At 58.5% G+C, this 18,208-nt stretch carries 14 protein-coding genes; 5 read left to right on the top strand and 9 right to left on the bottom strand.

The genetic code is table 11. The features are described from left to right. The first annotated feature begins 142 nt into the window (after nucleotides 1–142). Complete coding sequence (locus C1896_13810) at nucleotides 143–4,990, top strand: NAD-glutamate dehydrogenase (protein AZZ45876.1); 4,848 nt, start codon at nucleotides 143–145, stop codon at nucleotides 4,988–4,990. Between the two features lie 146 nt (nucleotides 4,991–5,136). Here C1896_13810 and C1896_13805 read toward each other — a convergent pair whose 3' ends face one another. Beyond that, nucleotides 5,137–6,060, bottom strand: coding sequence for a hypothetical protein (locus C1896_13805; GenBank protein AZZ45875.1), 924 nt, complete (start codon nucleotides 6,058–6,060; stop codon nucleotides 5,137–5,139). Between the two features lie 168 nt (nucleotides 6,061–6,228). Here C1896_13805 and C1896_13800 point away from each other — a divergent pair, with 168 nt between their 5' ends. Both C1896_13800 and C1896_13795 read left to right on the top strand, forming a co-directional pair. Further along, on the top strand, nucleotides 6,229–6,450 hold the full coding sequence (locus C1896_13800; GenBank protein ID AZZ47675.1) for a DUF2835 domain-containing protein: 222 nt from the start codon (nucleotides 6,229–6,231) through the stop codon (nucleotides 6,448–6,450). 106 nt (nucleotides 6,451–6,556) lie between these two features. Beyond that, entirely contained in the window at nucleotides 6,557–7,597 is a 1,041-nt protein-coding gene (locus C1896_13795) for a quinone-dependent dihydroorotate dehydrogenase (GenBank protein AZZ45874.1), read from the top strand. Between the two features lie 90 nt (nucleotides 7,598–7,687). Here the strand turns inward: C1896_13795 and C1896_13790 are convergent, their stop codons facing one another. After that, nucleotides 7,688–7,903, bottom strand: a complete 216-nt coding sequence (locus C1896_13790; GenBank protein AZZ45873.1) for a ribosome modulation factor — start codon at nucleotides 7,901–7,903, stop codon at nucleotides 7,688–7,690. A 353-nt stretch (nucleotides 7,904–8,256) separates the two neighbouring features. Between C1896_13790 and C1896_13785 the strand changes: the two genes are divergently transcribed. Continuing rightward, nucleotides 8,257–10,437 carry a bifunctional 23S rRNA (guanine(2069)-N(7))-methyltransferase RlmK/23S rRNA (guanine(2445)-N(2))-methyltransferase RlmL gene (locus C1896_13785; GenBank protein ID AZZ45872.1) on the top strand — a complete coding sequence of 727 codons (2,181 nt, stop codon included), beginning with the start codon at nucleotides 8,257–8,259 and terminating at the stop codon, nucleotides 10,435–10,437. Nucleotides 10,438–10,567: 130 nt separating this feature from the next. Here C1896_13785 and dacB read toward each other — a convergent pair whose 3' ends face one another. Next, a complete protein-coding gene (gene dacB, locus C1896_13780) occupies nucleotides 10,568–12,028 on the bottom strand; it encodes a D-alanyl-D-alanine carboxypeptidase/D-alanyl-D-alanine-endopeptidase (protein ID AZZ47674.1) in 1,461 nt (486 codons plus the stop codon). 284 nt (nucleotides 12,029–12,312) lie between these two features. Here dacB and C1896_13775 point away from each other — a divergent pair, with 284 nt between their 5' ends. Further along, on the top strand, nucleotides 12,313–12,657 hold the full coding sequence (locus C1896_13775) for a DUF469 domain-containing protein (GenBank protein AZZ45871.1): 345 nt from the start codon (nucleotides 12,313–12,315) through the stop codon (nucleotides 12,655–12,657). On the opposite strand, the gene C1896_13770 is transcribed toward C1896_13775, so the two are convergent. The 6 genes from C1896_13770 to C1896_13745 all read right to left on the bottom strand — a co-directional run bounded on the left by C1896_13770 (nucleotide 12,647) and on the right by C1896_13745 (nucleotide 17,837). Beyond that, nucleotides 12,647–13,741: an FUSC family protein gene (locus C1896_13770; protein AZZ47673.1), complete on the bottom strand. Its 1,095-nt coding sequence runs from the start codon at nucleotides 13,739–13,741 to the stop codon at nucleotides 12,647–12,649. The genes C1896_13775 and C1896_13770 overlap by 11 nt on opposite strands. 5 nt (nucleotides 13,742–13,746) lie before the next feature. Beyond that, a complete protein-coding gene (locus C1896_13765; protein ID AZZ45870.1) occupies nucleotides 13,747–15,078 on the bottom strand; it encodes a deoxyguanosinetriphosphate triphosphohydrolase in 1,332 nt (443 codons plus the stop codon). Nucleotides 15,079–15,271: 193 nt separating this feature from the next. Continuing rightward, a complete protein-coding gene (locus C1896_13760) occupies nucleotides 15,272–15,574 on the bottom strand; it encodes a hypothetical protein (protein AZZ45869.1) in 303 nt (100 codons plus the stop codon). Beyond that, on the bottom strand, nucleotides 15,571–15,951 hold the full coding sequence (locus C1896_13755; protein ID AZZ45868.1) for a hypothetical protein: 381 nt from the start codon (nucleotides 15,949–15,951) through the stop codon (nucleotides 15,571–15,573). Before C1896_13755 ends, C1896_13760 begins: the two co-directional genes overlap by 4 nt. A gap of 20 nt (nucleotides 15,952–15,971) precedes the next feature. Then, nucleotides 15,972–16,376 (bottom strand): DUF883 domain-containing protein, encoded by a 405-nt coding sequence (locus C1896_13750; protein AZZ45867.1) that lies wholly within the window; start codon nucleotides 16,374–16,376, stop codon nucleotides 15,972–15,974. Nucleotides 16,377–16,592: 216 nt separating this feature from the next. Continuing rightward, nucleotides 16,593–17,837: an outer membrane porin, OprD family gene (locus C1896_13745; protein ID AZZ45866.1), complete on the bottom strand. Its 1,245-nt coding sequence runs from the start codon at nucleotides 17,835–17,837 to the stop codon at nucleotides 16,593–16,595. Nucleotides 17,838–18,208: the final 371 nt, after the last annotated feature.

The following is an 18,208-nucleotide window of genomic DNA, read 5'->3' as shown; positions in this document are numbered from 1 at the left end:
GGTCGCTGGCGTCGCCAGACTAAGGAGACCAGAGTGGGGTGCATTCCCGGTCCGCTGAACTAACGTTGAACTTACAGGTTGCGTTGCCGGTCAGGTCCCGCGACTGCCCAAGTCGAATTCCAAGCCAGAATGGAGCGAAAAAATGGCGTTCTTTACAGCTGCCAGCAAAGCCGATTTTCAGCAACAACTGAAAGTGGCCCTGGCACAGCATGTCGACGAGAAACTCCTGCCACAAGTGGGACTCTTCGCCGAACAGTTTTTCGGAATCGTCGCATTGCCCGAGCTGACCCAGCGGCGCATGACCGACCTGGTTGGCTCGACGCTGGCCAGTTGGCGTCTGCTGGAGCGTTTTGACCCGAGCAGCCCTGTCGTTCAGGTATTCAACCCCGATTATGAAAAGCACGGTTGGCAGTCGACCCACAGCGTGGTCGAGGTGCTGCACCCGGATATGCCATTTCTGGTCGACTCGGTGCGCATGGAACTGACCCGTCGTGGCTATGCCATTCACACCCTGCAGAACAGCGTGCTGCAGGTCCGCCGTGACGGGGATGGCAGCCTGGTCGAATTACTACCCAAGGGCAGCTCAGGTGAAGGCAGCGAAGCCGAGTCGTTGATCTTCGTCGAAATCGATCGCTGCGCCAGTGCCGCGGCTCTGCATGAGCTGGAGCAGTCGCTGCATGGCGTGCTGGCTGAGGTACGCCTGGCCGTCACCGATTTTCCGGCGATGAAGGCGAAGGCTGAGGAGCACCATGCCCGTCTGGCGATGTTGCAAACGGCTGATAATGCCCAACTGGCTGAAAGCATGGATTTTATGCGCTGGCTGGCTGACGATCATTTCACCTTCCTCGGATACGAAGAGTTCACGGTTGTCGACCAGGGCGAGGGCGGTCGCATTATTTATGACGAGGCGTCGCTACTAGGTCTGTCGCGCCATCTACGCACTGGCCTTGAAGCTGACGATCAACTGATCATGCCGCCGGCCTTGGCCTATCTGCGCGAGCCGCTGCTGCTGTCATTCGCCAAGGCGGCTACTCCGAGCCGGGTGCACCGGCCGGCTTATCCGGATTTCGTCTCCATTCGTGAATTCGACGAGCACGGGCGGGTTACCCGTGAGTGCCGCTTCCTCGGACTGTTCACGTCCTCGGTCTACACCCAGAGCGTGCGGCGGATACCCTATATTCGGAGCAAGGTGGCGGAGGTGATCGAGCGGTCGCACTTCGATGATTCGGCGCATCTGGCCAAGGAGCTGACTCAGGTATTGGAAGTGCTGCCGCGCGACGAGTTGTTCCAGATGACGCTCGATCAGCTGTTCAGCACCGCTATTGCCATCGTGCAAATCCAGGAGCGCAACAAGCTGCGCCTGTTCCTGCGTATCGATCCGTATGGGCGCTTCTGCTACTGCCTGGCCTATGTCCCCCGCGACAGTTATTCGACCGAGACCCGCCTGCGCATCCAGCAGGTGCTGGTGGACCGCCTGGAAGCCAGCGGCTGTGAATTTTCCACCTACTTCTCCGAGTCCGTGCTGATCCGCGTGCAGTTCCTGCTGCGTCTGGATCCGCACAAGCAGGTGCAGTTCGATCCAGTCCAGTTGGAAAACGAGGTGGTTCAGGCCTGCCGAACCTGGCAGGACGACTACTCAAACGTGGTCATCGAGCGTTTTGGCGAAGCCCAGGGTACCGGGATACTCGCCGACTTCCCGAAAGGCTTCCCCGCTGGATATCGCGAACGTTTCGCGCCGCAATCGGCGGCTGTTGATATGCAGCACGTGCTCAGTCTCAGCGGACAACGGCCATTGGTGATGAGCTTCTATCAGCCAATCACGGCTGTGGAAAACCGCCTGCACTGCAAGCTCTATCACCTGGATACACCGCTGCCGTTGTCCGACATGCTGCCGATTCTGGAGAACCTCGGGCTACGTGTTCTGGGAGAGTTTCCCTTCCATCTGCGGCGCAAGGATGGCCGTGAATACTGGATTCACGATTTCGCGTTCACCTATGCAGAAGGGCTCGAGATCGATCTGATGGAGATCAACGAGCCGCTGCAGGACGCGTTCATTGCCATCAATAACGGCCAGGCGGAAAATGACGCGTTCAACAGGCTGGTACTGACCGCCGGGCTCACCTGGCGCGAAGTCGCGCTGTTGCGCGCCTACGGCCGGTACCTTAAGCAGATTCGCATGGGCTTCGATCTGGGCTATATCGCCAGCGCTTTGCTCAACCACACCGACATCGCACGCGAACTGGTGCGGCTGTTCAAGATGCGGTTCTACCTGGCGCGCAAACTCGGCGAAGAGGACCTCGCTGATAAACAGGCGCGGCTGGAACAGGCCATCATCACGGCTCTGGATGACGTTGCGGTGCTCAACGAGGACCGCATCCTGCGGCGCTATCTGGCGCTGATCAAGGCAACGCTGCGAACCAACTTCTATCAGGCCGATGCCAGCGGCAAACCGAAGAGCTATTTCAGCTTCAAGCTAGACTCGCGATCGATTCCAGAGATGCCGCGCCCGGCGCCAAAATTCGAAATATTCGTCTATTCGCCACGTGTGGAAGGCGTACACCTGCGAGGCGGCAAAGTCGCGCGAGGCGGCTTGCGCTGGTCCGATCGGGAAGAGGACTACCGCACCGAGGTGCTAGGGCTGGTTAAGGCGCAGCAGGTGAAGAACGCCATCATCGTGCCGGGGGGCGCCAAGGGTGGTTTCGTGCCACGGCGTCTGCCTACCAACGGCTCGCGCGATGAGGTGCTGGCCGAGGGCATCGCTTGCTATCGGATCTTTATCAGCGGCCTGCTAGACATCACCGATAACCTCAAAGAAGGCGTCGTCGTACCGCCTGTCAACGTACTGCGCTACGACGAGGATGACCCTTACCTGGTGGTTGCCGCTGACAAGGGCACCGCAACCTTTTCCGACATTGCCAATGGCATCGCCGCGGAGTACGACTTCTGGTTGGGCGACGCCTTCGCATCGGGTGGTTCTGCTGGCTACGACCACAAAAAGATGGGCATCACTGCCAAGGGCGCCTGGGTCTCGGTGCAGCGGCACTTCCGCGAGCGGGGCATCGATGTCCAGCGCGACAACGTCAGCGTGATTGGCATTGGAGACATGGCTGGCGATGTGTTCGGCAACGGCTTGCTGATGTCCGAAACCTTGCAGCTGGTAGCCGCTTTCAACCATCTGCATATCTTCATCGATCCCGACCCGGACGCTGCGCGCAGCTTTGTCGAGCGGCAGCGCCTGTTCGATATGCCGCGCTCATCCTGGACCGATTACGATTCTTCATTGATTTCCGCCGGCGGTGGCGTGTTTCCCCGTTCAGCTAAGCGTATCGCGATCACGCCACAGATGAAGGCGCGGTTCGAGATCGAGGCGGATCAGCTGACCCCGGCCGAACTGATTCATGCTTTGCTCAAGGCGCCGGTCGATTTGCTATGGAACGGCGGCATTGGCACCTATGTGAAGAGCACGGCGGAGACCCATGCAGACGTTGGGGACAAGGCCAACGACATCCTGCGGGTCAACGGGAACGAGCTGCGTGCCAAGGTCATCGGCGAAGGCGGCAACCTGGGCATCACCCAGTTGGGGCGCGTCGAGTACTGCTTGCAGGGCGGCGCGGCAAATACGGACTTCATTGACAATGCCGGTGGGGTGAACTGCTCCGACCACGAGGTCAACATCAAGATTCTCCTCAACGAGATCGTCAGTGCTGGAGACATGACCGGCAAGCAGCGCGACCAGTTGTTGTTCGAGATGACCGACGCCGTGGCCGAACTGGTGCTGCATGACAACTACAAGCAGACCCAGGCGCTATCGCAGGCCGAACGTCGCGCCCATGAGAGCGGCAGTGAATACAAGCGACTGATCACTTCCCTTGAAGCGGACGGCTTGCTGGATCGCGCGCTTGAATTTCTGCCGAGCGACGAAGTGCTGGCCGAGCGCGCAAACCTGGGCAAGGGATTGACGCGACCTGAGCTGTCGGTGCTGATTTCATACAGCAAGATCGAACTGAAGGAGGCGCTGCTGCAGTCTCGCGTGCCGGACGATGCCTATCTTGCTCGGGAGATGGAAAGCGCATTCCCGCAGTTGCTAGCCGAGCAGTATCGCCCGGCGATGCTGCAACACCGTCTCAAGCGCGAGATTGTCAGCACGCAGATCGCCAACGACCTGATCAATAACATGGGGATCACCTTCGTTCAGCGGCTCAGAGAGGCGACCGGCCTGAGTGTCGCCAACGTTGCGGGTGCTTATGTAATTGTGCGGGACATCTTCCATCTACCCCATTGGTTCCGCCAGATCGAAGCGCTCGATTACAAGGTCCCGTCCGAATTGCAGCTCAACCTCATGGATGAACTGATGCGGCTGGGGCGGCGAGCGACCCGCTGGTTCCTGCGCAACCGTCGAAGCGAGCTGGACGCCGCACGTGACGTCGGGCACTTCGGGCCGCGGGTCGCGGCGCTCGGGTTAAAGCTCGATGAGCTGTTGCAGGGCGGAACACGCGAGCTTTGGCAGGCGCGTTACGAGCGGTACACCGACGCCGGGGTGCCCGAGTTATTGGCGCGAATGGTGGCCGGCACCAATCATCTCTATACGCTGCTTCCAATACTGGAAGCCGCTGATGAAACAGGGCAGCCACCCGCTGAAGTTGCAGCGGCCTACTTCGCTGTCGGCGGCGCGTTGGAGTTGCCCTGGTATCTTCAGCAGGTGACGGGTCTGCCGGTGGACAACAACTGGCAAGCCCTGGCTCGGGAAAGCTTCCGCGATGATTTGGACAGTCAGCAGCGCGCCATTACGGTATCGGTGTTGCAGATGGCCGACGCGCCTGAAAACCTGGATGCACGCGTTCAGCTTTGGCTGGAGCAACGGGAATATCAGGTCGAGCGTTGGCGGCGAATGCTGGTCGAGCTGCGCAGCGCCAGCAGTGTGGATTACGCCATGTACGCTGTTGCGGGTCGCGAGCTACAAGACCTCGCGCTGGAAAGTGCGAGACGCTAGGTGCGATTCACCGCCGGGTTTCCTGGCGGCTGATTTCGTCTGAGATGAAACGCCGGTGCCTTGTGCATCGGCGTTTTTTTTCAGCTGCAAAATGGTGCTGGTCGGCGAGGGGGTGTCTGAGTTCCGACGCAGCTGCGTCGGATAGATCAGTCCGCTTGTACCGTCCGATTGCCGAGGCGGAAACGCGTAATCTGCGGCAGGTCGCGCAAGTAGCGAACCATATCCGGAGCGCCGGCGAGCTTGAGTCCTTCTCCCAATGCATTCGCAGCGGGTTGCCCCTTGTCCAGCAAGAGCAGCTCGGAGTTATTAGCGTTGCGCAGCAGCGTCAAGCGCGCATAGGGAATCTTCGCTTCGAGCAGCAGGCCCATGAATCCTCGGTCGCTCCACGCTTGTGCTGGCATGGTGACTGCGTGGTAGTCACTATCGAGGGCCTGTAGACCGGCTGCATCGAGCCGGTAATCGGTGAGTTCGCAAGGAAGGTTGACCTCCAGCCCCCGCAGCCGTGCGTAGGCGATGGCACAGGCGAAGGCTTCGGCATGGTGCTCGCCGCTCCAGTAAATCCGCTCGCCGAGCCAGCTGGCTTGACGAAGCTCGATTGGTGCCTGTTCGTTATAGCCCGGCAGCGCAGCGGTGATGGTCCGTATGAAATCCTTGTAGCTGATCACGCGTAACTGGCGACAAGCGGGTGTAGCGGCCAGTGCTTCGAAGGTCGGGTAGACTGCTCCGTCAGTACTTTGCCCACCGAGACCGTCAACCTGACGTAAGTCGAGCGATGGATAAGCGCTCTGTTCCTGACGCACGAGCCGCGTCAACGCAGCGTGAGCCTTGGCTTTGTCTTCCTGAATCGGGCCGGATAGGGCGCTTCTCGGTAGATCAGCGAATCGCTGCAGACAAGGGCCGTCGTGCCAGAAGATGCTCGGCGCCGGCTCGGAGAGCGGGGCAAAGGGTAAGTTGATCTGGCTGGCGTGCTCGAGGACCTGACGCGGCGATTTGCCGGTCAATCCAAGGCGTTGGGCAAATCTGACGATTCGTGAAGTCACGGGCGGCATCGGCTCGGGCAGACTCATCATGGTAGATGAACGCATAGGGCAACGGTCGAAGTGTGGCAGAGCCGTCCACGCTGCGCACCGTATTTGCCGAGCTTTTCTATGGCGAGTTCGGCAACCAACAGCAGTGACAGGTCACTGCTAGAGAGCCGGTATGGCAAAATCGCTGCGCTGATCAATGAGGGAGCCTCCATGCCAAGCCTCTTGCTGGATATTGCACTGCCCGCCGATAAGCTGCTGGCGGTCTATCAGGGGCGCGCCAATCGTATCCTGATCAAAAGCCGGGAAGGGAAGAGCGTCAGCTTGCCGGCACATCATCTGCGACCCTTTCTGACAACTGCCGGTGTGTTTGGTTCATTCGAGATGGAGTTTGCTCCGGAAGGCAAATTGATTCGTTTGCGCAGACTCGAATAGACGCCTTTCTTTGGATGATCCAGATAAGGGCGCTACGTTGCGCCCGCTATGAGTACTGCCCGCCTGCTATACTCTCGCGCCACTCTTTCCAGGATCTTGGCTGCGTATGTATAACCTGGCCCGCCAGCTGCTTTTCAAGTTTACGCCTGAGACGTCCCATGAACTGTCGCTTGATCTTATCGGCGCGGGCGGCCGTCTAGGCCTTAACGCCATGCTGAACAAGGCACCGGCTAGCTTGCCGGTGCGGGTGATGGGATTGGATTTCCCTAACCCGGTGGGACTGGCGGCCGGACTGGATAAGAACGGCGAGGCGATTTGCGGAATGTCGCAGCTCGGATTCGGGTTTGTCGAAGTGGGTACTGTGACGCCGAGGCCGCAACCTGGTAATCCAAAGCCGCGCATTTTTCGGCTGCCCGAAGCCGAAGCCATCATAAACCGTATGGGTTTCAACAATCACGGCGTCGATGCCTTGCTGGAGCGGGTCGATGCGGCTCGTTTCAAGGGCATCCTGGGTATCAACATCGGCAAGAATTTCGACACGCCGGTCAAGCGCGCTCAGGATGATTACCTGTTGTGCCTGGACAAGGTTTATCACCAGGCGAGTTACGTCACTGTGAACGTCAGTTCGCCCAATACACCGGGGCTGCGCAGCCTGCAGTTCGGTGACTCGCTCAAGCAGCTGCTTGACGCGCTTGGCCAGCGCCGCGAAGACCTCGAAGTGCTTCATGGCAAGCGTGTGCCGCTGGCCATCAAGATCGCGCCGGATATGACCGACGAGGAAACCAGGCTGGTTGCCGAAGCGATATTCCAGGCCGGAATGGACGCAGTTATCGCGACCAACACGACGCTGGGTCGTGACGGTGTGGCGGGGCTTGCCCATGCCGATGAGGCGGGCGGGCTTTCTGGTGCTCCGGTGCGAGAAAAGAGCACCCACACCGTTCGGGTGTTGGCCGAAACCCTGGCGGGCCGCTTGCCTATCATTGCCGTTGGTGGGATCACGCAAGGGCGCCATGCGGCAGAAAAAATCGAGGCCGGAGCAAGTCTGGTCCAACTTTACACGGGTTTTATATACAAGGGGCCAGCGCTGATTCGCGAGGCTGTAGACGCCATCGCTGCACTGCAATCTCGGAAGGGAACGAATAGTTAAGCTGTTCTTCGGTGGGGCTCCCGATGGGAGCCCCGGGCTTCAAGCCCGCCGCCCGGATGGGGCGTGCCAGTCGAAGTCGGTGTGATTGTGTCAGCCGACCGCGTGAAGTTCGTTCAATCGGTGGAGACCGGCCGCGCCGGTCAGACCGTCCCAATTGTCGCCGCGACCCTCCCGCCAGCCGTTAATCCAGGCTTGGCGTACTTCGGGATGAGAAAAAGGACAGAGATCGCGAGATTTACCGTGTATGCCATGCTGATAACCGCGTAGAAATGCTCGTTCCATCGGATCACGCTTGAGTCTTCTCATTGGGTATTGCCCTCAGTGGTTGACTGGTGTTTCCGTTGTCCTCATGGCGAGGTTGGCAGATAGACTGCCGGTGAAGCCCGCTGCCGGCGTGGCGGGTTCTTCCAGCATCGTTGCGATGCCGGACTGAGTCGAGTTCTAACCCAATGACTGCAAAGCGGGAATGATCGTTTTGTAATAAGTAGGTCACCAAACCGTAGCACCGCCTATAAGGCAGGCAGGGAGCGCTCCCGGCGCTGCCAATGTTGTACCGCAGCGTCAGCTTCGCGACGAAAAGACAGTCGGAAACCGCGCGATATATCGAATCGAGATTCGGAAGTCTGCCCAACCGAATCGAACAATTGACTGGACATGCTATGACTGATCGCCACGAACTTATCCTCACGTGCCCCAAAGGTCTTGAAGGCCTGCTGCTCGAAGAAGCCAAAGAGCTCGGGCTCGAGGAGACGCGTGAGCAAACCGCGGCAATTCGCGGCTATGCCAGCATGGAGGTTGCCTATCGGTTGTGCCTCTGGTCTCGGCTGGCCAACCGAGTACTGCTGGTGATCGAGCGCTTCGCCACGGTCAACGCCGAAACGCTCTATGAAGGTGTGCACCAGGTCGACTGGTCGGAGCATCTCGCGGCGACCGGTAGCCTGGCGGTCGAATTCAGCGGTCATGGATCTGGTATCGACAATACTCATTTCGGCGCGCTCAAGGTCAAGGATGCCATCGTCGATCGACTCCGTACGGCGACCGGCGAACGACCCAGTGTCGATAAGTTGAATCCGGACCTGCGTGTCCATCTTCGTTTGGATCGTGGGCAGGCGGTGCTATCTCTGGATCTGTCCGGACACAGCCTGCATCAGCGCGGCTACCGTCTTCAGCAGGGCGCGGCGCCGTTGAAGGAGAACCTTGCAGCCGCCGTATTGATTCGTGCGGGCTGGCCTCGCATCGCTGCTGCTGGCGGCGCTCTAACCGACCCGATGTGTGGCGTCGGCACCTTTCTTGTCGAAGGCGCAATGATGGCGGCTGATATTGCGCCTAATCTTCGCCGCGAACGCTGGGGCTTCAGTGCCTGGCTCGGACATGTGCCGGCACTGTGGAACCGTCTGCATGCCGAAGCACAGGCGCGTGCCGAAGCGGGCATGGCCAGGCCGCCATTATGGATCCGTGGCTACGAGGCGGACCCGCGCCTGATCCAACCGGCGAAGAACAATATAGAGCGAGCGGGGCTGGCGAGTTGGATCCGTGTCTATCAGGGTGATGTAGCGACGTTCGAGCCTCGGCCTGACCAGAATCAGAAAGGCCTGGTCATCTGCAATCCTCCGTATGGCGAGCGTTTGGGCGATGAGGCGAGTCTGGTCTATCTCTACCAGAACCTCGGTGAGCGACTGCGACAGGCGTGCCTCGGCTGGGAAGCGGCGGTGTTGACCTCAGCACCGGAGCTGGGCAAGCGCATGGGCATCCGCAGCCACAAGCAATACGCCTTCTGGAACGGTGCGCTGCCTTGCAAATTGTTGTTGATAAAGGTCGAACTGGACCAGTTCGTCACTGGCCAACGGTCGTCCGCTACTGAGCCAAAGAACGAAGACAAACCCGTGCAGGAGTTGGCGCGCCTCAGTGAAGGCGGGCAGATGTTCGCTAACCGGCTGCAGAAAAATTTGAAGCTTCTGGGCAAATGGGCCCGCAAGCAAGGTATCCAGTGCTACCGCCTGTACGATGCCGACATGCCCGAGTATGCCCTGGCGATCGATCTATATGGCGACTGGGTGCATGTGCAGGAATACGCGCCGCCGCGCTCGATTGACCCTGAGAAAGCCCAGGCGCGACTGTACGACGCGTTGGGCGCCATCCCTCAGGCGCTGGGCATTTCCCAGGACCGTGTTGTGGTCAAGCGTCGTGAGCGCCAGAGTGGAACGCGGCAGTACGAGCGTCAGGCCAGTCAGGGAACCTTTCTTGAAGTTACCGAGGGCGATGTCAAGCTATTGGTGAATCTCACCGACTACCTCGATACCGGGTTGTTTCTTGACCATCGGCCGATGCGGCAACGTATCGCGCGCGAGGCGGCTGGCAAGCGTTTCTTGAATCTGTATTGCTACACCGCAACTGCAACCGTTCACGCGGCCAAGGGCGGCGCTCGCAGCACGACCAGTGTTGATCTGTCGAAAACCTATCTGGATTGGGCGCGACGCAATCTGGCACTGAATGGCCTGTCAGATCGACAACGTCTGGAGCAGGCTGACGTTATGGCCTGGCTAGAGGAGGATCGTGGCGAATACGATCTGATCTTTATCGACCCGCCGACGTTCTCCAACTCGAAGCGCATGGAGGGGGTGTTCGATGTCCAGCGCGATCATGTCGCTTTGCTCGACCTGGCGATGGCGAGATTGGCTGCTGGCGGCACGTTGTATTTTTCCAACAACTTCCGCAAGTTCGTGCTCGACGCGGGCGTGGCCGAGCGCTACGCCGTGGAGGAAATTACCAGTGCCACACTGGATGAGGATTTTCGTCGCAACAGCAAGATCCATCGTGCTTGGGAACTGCAGGCACGCTGATTGACGGTGGGGTGGGCGCTACGGCGTTGCGGTCCCAGCGCCGCGCACGAGTGACACCTGCGGCGGTTACCTAGCGTTGCTGCCGTAAGTCCAGCGTCGGCGGTGGCCTCCGACGCCAGCACTTAATTGACTAACGTTGCGCGGTATTCTCGTTGGCCGGACGGTTGTACAGACTCACCAGTACCTGATCCAGCACCGAGGAAGCGCCCCACGGGCGAGGATGGTTGAGTATCGCGACGACGGCCCAGGTATTGCCGTCGTTGTCGCGGCTATAGCCTGCAATTGCACGCACTGTGTTCAACGTTCCGGTCTTGACATGCGCCTTGCCGGCAACCCCTGTATTGCGCAGGCGCTTGCGCATGGTGCCGTCCACTGCGGCCAGCGGCATGGATGATATGAACTCTGCCGCGTATGGGCTTTTCCAAGCGGCTTGTAGCAGGCTGGCCAATTCGCGTGCGCTGACGCGTTCGGCCCGCGACAGGCCGGATCCGTTCTCGATGACCAAGTGCGGCGAAATCAAACCCTTTTTCGCCAGCCACTGCCGGATGACCCGCTGCGCGGCCATGGAATCATCTGCATCCGCTCCGTTACGGAATTCGGCGCCCAAACTCAGGAACAACTGCCTTGCCATGGTGTTGTTACTGTACTTGTTGATGTCGCGAATGATCTCAACCAGATCTGGCGAGTAGGCTCGTGCAATCATTTTTGCATCCTTGGCCACTGGCGCTACTCGATCCCCGCCGAGAATAGTGCCGCCAAGCTCCTTCCAGATCGCCCGTACCGCACCGGCGGCATAGCGCTGGTGGTCGAGTACTGAGAGGTAAGTCTGTCCGCTGCATCCAGCCGGCAGCTTGCCGGTGACGACCACGGTTACCCCATTACCGTTTTCGATCGGGTTGTAGCGGATGTCGGGCCAGCCCGGGCATTTGGCTTTTGGCAATGCCTGAATGCGATTGTCGATCTGAACGGTGGCAATTGGCGGCTCGACCAAGACTTTGACGTTGCCGTCATCGTTGCGGGCGATGAAGCGAAGTGCCTTGAGGTTGACCAAGAGTGCATCTGGTCCGACCAGGAAAGGCTTGTTCTTGTCATTGCCATCGTCGTCGAAGACCGGCAACGTCGGTTGCACGAAATGGCTGCGGTCGAGGATAAGATCGCCCGTAACGGTCTCTACGCCGTTGGCTCGCAGGTCTCGCAGCAACAACCAGAGCTTTTCCATGTTGAGCTTCGGATCACCGCCGCCCTTGAGGTAAAGGTTGCCATTTAGCGTGCCGTTCTCGACCGGTCCGTCAGCATAGAACTCTGTCTTCCACTGGTGGTTAGGACCCAGTAGTTCCAGCGCGGCGTACGTCGTGACCAGCTTCATGGTCGAGGCTGGGTTAACCGAGACGTCCGCATTTACGAACGTCGGTGATCCGGTACCGTTGAGCGGTAGCATGACGACGGATAGCGCGCTGTTCTCGATCTTGTTTGCCTTGAGCGCCTGCGCCACGCGGGGCGGTAAGGTCTGATTGACGGTTTCGGCGAAGGCGGGAAACGCCAGCGGCAGCGCTAGCGCGGCAGCGGCGACACGGGAGAGGAACTGGCTAATCGCGCCGCTCCGATTGGCTGGGGCAGACAGACTCGAGATCAATGACATACAGGTTCCCTACAGCGTTCAGGGAAGAATGGCGGGCCATTATGCCCACGTCCGAGAAGTGACGTGCTTCTCATCCGACAAGCGTAGACGTCTGGCTCCCTTCCCTGCAAATAAAGACTTAGCGAGCTGTCGTTGTTTTGGAAATATTGGTCTAGCAGGCCGGCCCGGCAATCGCACTAGCCGTCCGTTGCTGTTAGAGTGCGCGCCGTTATTATCGTTATGTAAGGACCGAATCAATGGCTACCAATCGCTCGCGTCGTTTGCGCAAAAAACTTTGTGTCGATGAATTCCAGGAATTGGGTTTCGAGGTCAGTCTGACCTACCGTGATGGTCTCGAAGCCAAGGCGGTCGATGCGTTTCTGGAAGCCTTCCTGAACGAAGCCATCGAGGTCAACGGTCTGGGCTATATTGGCGGCGAAGATTACGGTTTCGTCTGCCTGGCCACTCGCGGTTCGGTCAATGAAGAGCAGCGCGGTCAGGTAGAGGCTTGGCTCAAGGGCCGTGAAGAGCTGTCCGAATTCAACGTGAGCCCGTTGATGGACGTTTGGTATCCGGAAAACGAGATCAACGCTAAGGCGTGATCGAATCATCCCTGCCCTGATCGGTTGCGGCTGGATGCCTGGATTTGCGCAACGCAATCCGGGTAGCCAGCCGGCGCAGTAAGTACATGAGTAAGGTAACAACCAGCGCCACGCCCACGCCAATGGCGGCATTGATCAGACGCAGCTGTGGCAAACCCCAATCTTGCGCCAACGTTTCGGCCAGCAGAACGAAGCTCAAGGTTGTCTGCAGAACGAATAACCCATAGTGGTGCGACTGGAATGCCCGGCTGAGCATTACCAACGGCAGCATGATCATGACCATCATGGGTGGATCGGCCAGGCTGTGGCCCATATAGATCAACACCGCCGCTGCACAGAAGATCCCGATGCTGGCTTGCAGGGCGCGAACGAAGCTGCGCTGAAGGTCCATCTGCAGAGTGGTGAACACCGCAAGCGTCAGCCAGTAGCCTCGGGGTAGATCTGCCAGGGTTACGATCAGACCGCCAATCGCTGCTGCCAGGACGTAGCTAATCGCGTGCAGCCGCCACTGGCGAATGGGTGTGCGCCGTGCTCGGCGGCGCAACACTTTCAACAAGCTCAACAGTCGTGGCATATACGGCCACATACGCAAGCCATGCATGCCTCGAAGACCGAAAGCTAGAAGAGTGACCCAAAGGCCGCCCAGGGCAAACAGCGCGGCAATCGCCTGAGGATTGTTGAAATCGCCAACGCCATGCTGGCCCTGGCCCAGACACAAGCAGATGGCCAGACCTATCCCGAGCTTACCGGCCTCGCTGCCGTATCGTTGCAGCCATGCGAGCAACAGGCCGTAGAAGGCAAACAGGCCGAGACTGATCAGGGGGTGTGTCGCTGACCAGAAGCCGAGCCCGGCGCTACCGGCGCCAAGCCCAATCAAGAGCAGCATTCGCAGCATGCCGAGGCGGTGGAGCGGGTTCGCCTTTGCCGCCTGGAATGCACCAACCGTCGCCCACAGGAAGCCGGGATGGCCGCTAAACAGTCCCAGCAGCAAGGGCAGGGCGCAACCCAGACCGGCGACTGCGGCAGCACCCCAGGCGGGGCGCCCAGGCTGCCAGCCGACATACTTCCATAGCGACTTCTTCATCAGGCTCACGTCGGGCTCGAGCGTCCGGTCATTTCGCTGGCCATCTCGGTCGCGTAGCTGTCAGTCATGCCTGCGATGAAGTCGATCATTCGAATAAACGATTGATACAGCGGCCAGTCAGGATCTGGTGCGTTGTTTCCGAGCAGATCCAAGATGCGGCGATTCTTGAACGATAGTGTGCGACCCCCGTGTTGCTCCAGTGCTGCCCCACAGAACGCGTTGAGCAGTATTTCGAGCGTCGTATAGGCGCCAATCTCGTGCAGTGTCTTGCGCTTGTCTTGGAAAATCTTTTCCCGGGCCATGGCCTTGGCCTGCAGGACGCATTGCTTGGCTGGGCCATGCATATGCTCGACCAAATCTCCAGTAAGGTGACCGGTCAGCAACGCCTGCTGTTGTTCGACGAAAGCTTCCGCGGCGGCATTGGTGAGATGCTCAATGGCCTTGCCCCTGAGGATCGCCAGCTTGCGCCGACGTGAGCCTTCGGGACCCAGCTGCCGGTAGGTCTCAGGCACGTCATCGCCCACCAGATTCAAAAGTAGGGCTTCAACCTCGCCATACTCCAGAAGGTCCATCTCAAGGCCATCTTCGAGATCGATGAGCCCATAGCAAATATCGTCGGCAGCCTCCATCAGATAGACCAGGGGGTGTCGCGCCCAGCGCTGCTCGTCCAGCTTTGGAAGGCCGAGCTTAGCGGCTATCTGCTCCAGTAACGGCAGCTCGCTCTGGTAGCAACCGAACTTGTGTTTCTTGTACCCAAGCGCCTCTGCATGACGCGATGTCCAGGGGTACTTGAGGTAGGTTCCCAGCGTTGCGTAGGTCAGGCGCGTGCCGCCGTCGAACTGATGGTACTCGAGCTGGGTGAGCACCCGGAAGCCTTGGGCGTTGCCCTCGAAATTGAGAAAATCAGCGCGTTCGGCATCGCTCATGTCATCCAGCCAACCGCGTGCGGCAGCCTGTTGAAACCAATGGCGGATGGCATCCTCTCCGGAGTGGCCGAACGGTGGATTGCCGATATCATGAGCCAAACAGGCGGACTGGATCACCATGCCGAGGTCTGCTGGGCTGCACCACTCTGGCATGTCATCGCGAAGCACTTCACCCACGCGCATGCCGAGCGAGCGGCCAACGCAGCTGACCTCCAGCGAATGGGTAAGGCGTGTGTGAATATGGTCGTTGCTTGATACCGGATGCACCTGGGTTTTGCGCCCAAGCCGGCGGAACGCACCGGAAAAGATGATCCTGTCGTGGTCCTTGTGGAACGGACTCCGACCAAGCTCTTCATTGCTACGTACAGATTTTCCGAGCCGCTCACGATTGAGCAGCGTGTGCCAGTCCAAAGAGCAACCTCCTTGATGTCGCCAGTGGGGGAGGCTTGCTCAGCGGATCAGATTCCTCTGTACGCACAACTGAGCAGCCTGATAACCATTCCTGTAGAAGGCTGCCAGCCTACAGGAGTTGCTGGCCGCGAGACCATCAGCATTTAGCTGGGAGGCGTATCACCTGAGTCACGCACAAAGACCATTTCTACGTCTAGTGCCGCAGCCTGCGGATCAGGGGGTAGAGCATTATGCCTACCCTGGCCAGTCTGCCGACCTTGCCCAGTCGACGGCCGAAGAGGGTAAGCCCCACAGTCGCGGCAATCATCAGTGGGCCTTTCCCACTATGGTGCTCCGAGGTCGTGCCACGGCTCGCGACCATTCCCTTGAATCGTTGGAAAGGGTGGACTAACGGCTGTGAGTGATACAGGACTTGTTGGCGGTTCATTTCCATGCGCAAGCGAACCAGGTCCTTACGCATGGCTAGATCGCCGGAGCTGCTGAGTGGAAGGCTCATGGCAGTAAACGCTCCCGGTTGCGGGCCAATTCTTCGACCGTCGCTTGAAAAGGCGAGACGCTTTCTTTGGCGAGACGTATGGCGCGGCTGATGCAGACGGCCAGTACAACCGCATAAATAGCGCAGAGAACCAGAATCGCCGCGATAGGGTTGCTGTCCCAAAAGGCGATCACAATTGCCGCCGACAGCCCAACGAGAATCAGCAACCCAAGGATCAAGCTGAGACTGGCCAGAAGAAACAGCTTGAAGACCCGCGCCCGCTCTTCCTGAATCTCAATTCCGATGAGCTCCAGATGCCCTTGTACGAGGCCTGCAACCGCGCTGCCCATCTTCTTGATGGACGGCGCAGGGGCGTCTTCAGCGTGTCTGGTTTCCATTGGATCCGTTCCCCACATTATTAGCGGCGGGTAATCAGGCCGAAGAGAAAGCCAACTCCCGCCGCAATACCGATCGATTGCCATGGGTGAGTATGAACATACTCCTCGGTGCACTGGATGGCGGCCTGGCCCTGTTCCTTCAGGGTACCTTCCTGATCCTTAAGCATCTGGCGGGCCCGACTGAGGTTGGCGTTGATCTTACCGCGGAGCTCTTCAGTCTGGGTGCCGGCAGTATCCTGCGTGTGTTTCAACAGGCGCTCGGTATCGCCTATGAGGGTATGGAATTCTTCGATGAGCGCATTCTGAGCTGCCTGCAGATTGCGACGATGAGCGGGCTTATCGATCAGGGACGAGTTGTGGGTTTCGGTTGTTCCGTCAGGGATTGGCGTGTTGTCGCTGGTGCCGAAAGTCGATTCGGTAGACATCTGCAGTTCCTCTTGAGTCTCGCAGGGACGATAGGTCCCGGTGCTTAGGGTTTCGAGCGTGCAGGCGGTGCAAGGTTCCCGTTTCGGTTGAAAGCGCTTGGAGCATCCATTTATCCGAAGTTCACAATGGCTCCGCAGCATGAGAAAAGACCAGCAAAAAGAAAACCCGCCGAAGCGGGTTTCCCTCTCTACTGCGTTTTCACGCTGCAGCCGCTATTACATCAGCGGGATAGTGTAGCTGACGATCAGGCGGTTCTGATCGATATCGCGAGTGCTATTGCTGCGATAAGTACCGTTACGCCATTTCACGCCCAGGTTCTTCAGGGCGCCTTCCTGGAAGACATAGGCGATATCTGTATCGCGCTCCCATTCCTTACCATTGCCACCTGCGCCGAAGTCGTCGCCGGTTACATAGCGGGTCATAAAGGTCAGGCCAGGAATCCCGATCGCAGCGAAGTTATAGTCATAACGAGCCTGCCAAGACTCTTCATTCGCGTTAGCAAAATCCGCAGCGATCATAACGTAATTGACGAGAAATGGGTCTGTACCGCTCAGGTAAGCAAAGCCGGTGTCGCCTTTCATTTCCTGATAGGCAAGACCGAAGCTGTGGCCGCTAACCGAGTAGGTCACCATTCCACCTAACGCTTTGTTGTCAACTGTTGAAGAGCCGTCATCGCTAGAACGGGCATAACGAAGATCAGTTTTCAGTGACTGACCTTCTCCAAGCGGCTGCACGTGAACGAGGTTGAACGAGTGCTGCTTGTAGGCTTCTTCCAGATTGCTGTAGTAGTAGCTGCCGGTGAGGTTGTCTAACAGCTTGTAGCTAGCGCCAGCAAAGATAAAATTGTCTATATCGTTGGCGGTGGTGCCGCCTTTCAAAGCGCCTTTGAGATCCTCGTAGTGTGAGTCGTTTCGCTCATTCACTTCGGTTAGATAGCCTAGGTCAACTGTCAATCCTTTCACTTCTTGCGAGATTAGCTGGCCGCCCTTGAAAGTCTGCGGCAGCAAGCGAGAATCGCTCCGTGCAACTGCCATATTCTTCGGTTCAAGCGTGCCGACTTTCAATACGGTGCTGGAGATCTTAGCTTTGGCTGTGAGTCCCAGTTCAGAATATTCATCTGGAGCAGAACCGTCGTTATCAGTAGGCAGTAGCCCGGTCCCAGTACGCCCGCGTCCGGAATCCAACTTCACACCCAGGAGGCCTAGTGCGTCTACGCCGAAACCGACCGTGCCTTCTGTATAGCCAGACTCTGCTCTCAGCAAAAAGCCCTGCGCCCATTCTTCACTCTTCGATTGAGACGAGGAAGGAACGGAACGGTTGTCAGAATTCATGTAGAAGTTACGCAGTTCCAAACCAGCCTTGGTGTCCTCAACGAACGCAGCCTGAGCCATGGTTGGAATAGCCAGTGTTGCTCCCAGAGTGGCAAGGGCCACGCCCCGGGCGATTGGGGTCTTGAGCATTTCTTATTTCTCCTCGTTGGATGATGCTCTGAAGTCGCTCTTTGGCGCCGTGTAATAAAACACTACCTCAGTATTTGAGCCTTTAGACCTTAGTCTTTAAGGCTTAAGTGTGGGGCGTTGGTAGCTCTTCTGATAGCTGTTTCTGACCAATTAAACGCCGGCCAGAAATACTACCGATGCGTGCCTAAGCCTCCGGCCCTGCGGCTCTGGGGTCGCTTGGGCTGCCGCATCCTAGCCGTTTGCCAGCGTCGCGTCGATTCGCAAAATCAAACCGTTGTTTGAGTGGGTTCAAGGTCACACTTTTTTATTCGGACTAGGTCCAGAGAACGAGACGCTGTGGGCGGTCTGCTGCATCGTGACGGGCCTGCTAG

This window comes from Pseudomonadaceae bacterium SI-3, assembly GCA_004010935.1.
Classification (GTDB): domain Bacteria; phylum Pseudomonadota; class Gammaproteobacteria; order Pseudomonadales; family Pseudomonadaceae; genus Stutzerimonas.
The sequence above is the reverse complement of the archived record's forward strand: the minus strand, read 5'-3'. Positions and strand labels throughout refer to the sequence as shown.

What these genes read in the sequence shown, in the direction of transcription:
- C1896_13770 (AZZ47673.1), bottom strand. Translation starts at nt 13,741, where the DNA reads ATGAAGAAGTCGCTATGGAAGTATGTCGGCTGGCAGCCTGGGCGCCCC.
- C1896_13745 (AZZ45866.1), bottom strand. Translation starts at nt 17,837, where the DNA reads ATGCTCAAGACCCCAATCGCCCGGGGCGTGGCCCTTGCCACTCTGGGA.
- C1896_13760 (AZZ45869.1), bottom strand. Translation starts at nt 15,574, where the DNA reads ATGAGCCTTCCACTCAGCAGCTCCGGCGATCTAGCCATGCGTAAGGAC.
- C1896_13810 (AZZ45876.1), top strand. Translation starts at nt 143, where the DNA reads ATGGCGTTCTTTACAGCTGCCAGCAAAGCCGATTTTCAGCAACAACTG.
- C1896_13755 (AZZ45868.1), bottom strand. Translation starts at nt 15,951, where the DNA reads ATGGAAACCAGACACGCTGAAGACGCCCCTGCGCCGTCCATCAAGAAG.
- C1896_13750 (AZZ45867.1), bottom strand. Translation starts at nt 16,376, where the DNA reads ATGTCTACCGAATCGACTTTCGGCACCAGCGACAACACGCCAATCCCT.
- C1896_13785 (AZZ45872.1), top strand. Translation starts at nt 8,257, where the DNA reads ATGACTGATCGCCACGAACTTATCCTCACGTGCCCCAAAGGTCTTGAA.
- C1896_13795 (AZZ45874.1), top strand. Translation starts at nt 6,557, where the DNA reads ATGTATAACCTGGCCCGCCAGCTGCTTTTCAAGTTTACGCCTGAGACG.
- C1896_13805 (AZZ45875.1), bottom strand. Translation starts at nt 6,060, where the DNA reads ATGATGAGTCTGCCCGAGCCGATGCCGCCCGTGACTTCACGAATCGTC.
- C1896_13800 (AZZ47675.1), top strand. Translation starts at nt 6,229, where the DNA reads ATGCCAAGCCTCTTGCTGGATATTGCACTGCCCGCCGATAAGCTGCTG.
- C1896_13775 (AZZ45871.1), top strand. Translation starts at nt 12,313, where the DNA reads ATGGCTACCAATCGCTCGCGTCGTTTGCGCAAAAAACTTTGTGTCGAT.
- C1896_13790 (AZZ45873.1), bottom strand. Translation starts at nt 7,903, where the DNA reads ATGAGAAGACTCAAGCGTGATCCGATGGAACGAGCATTTCTACGCGGT.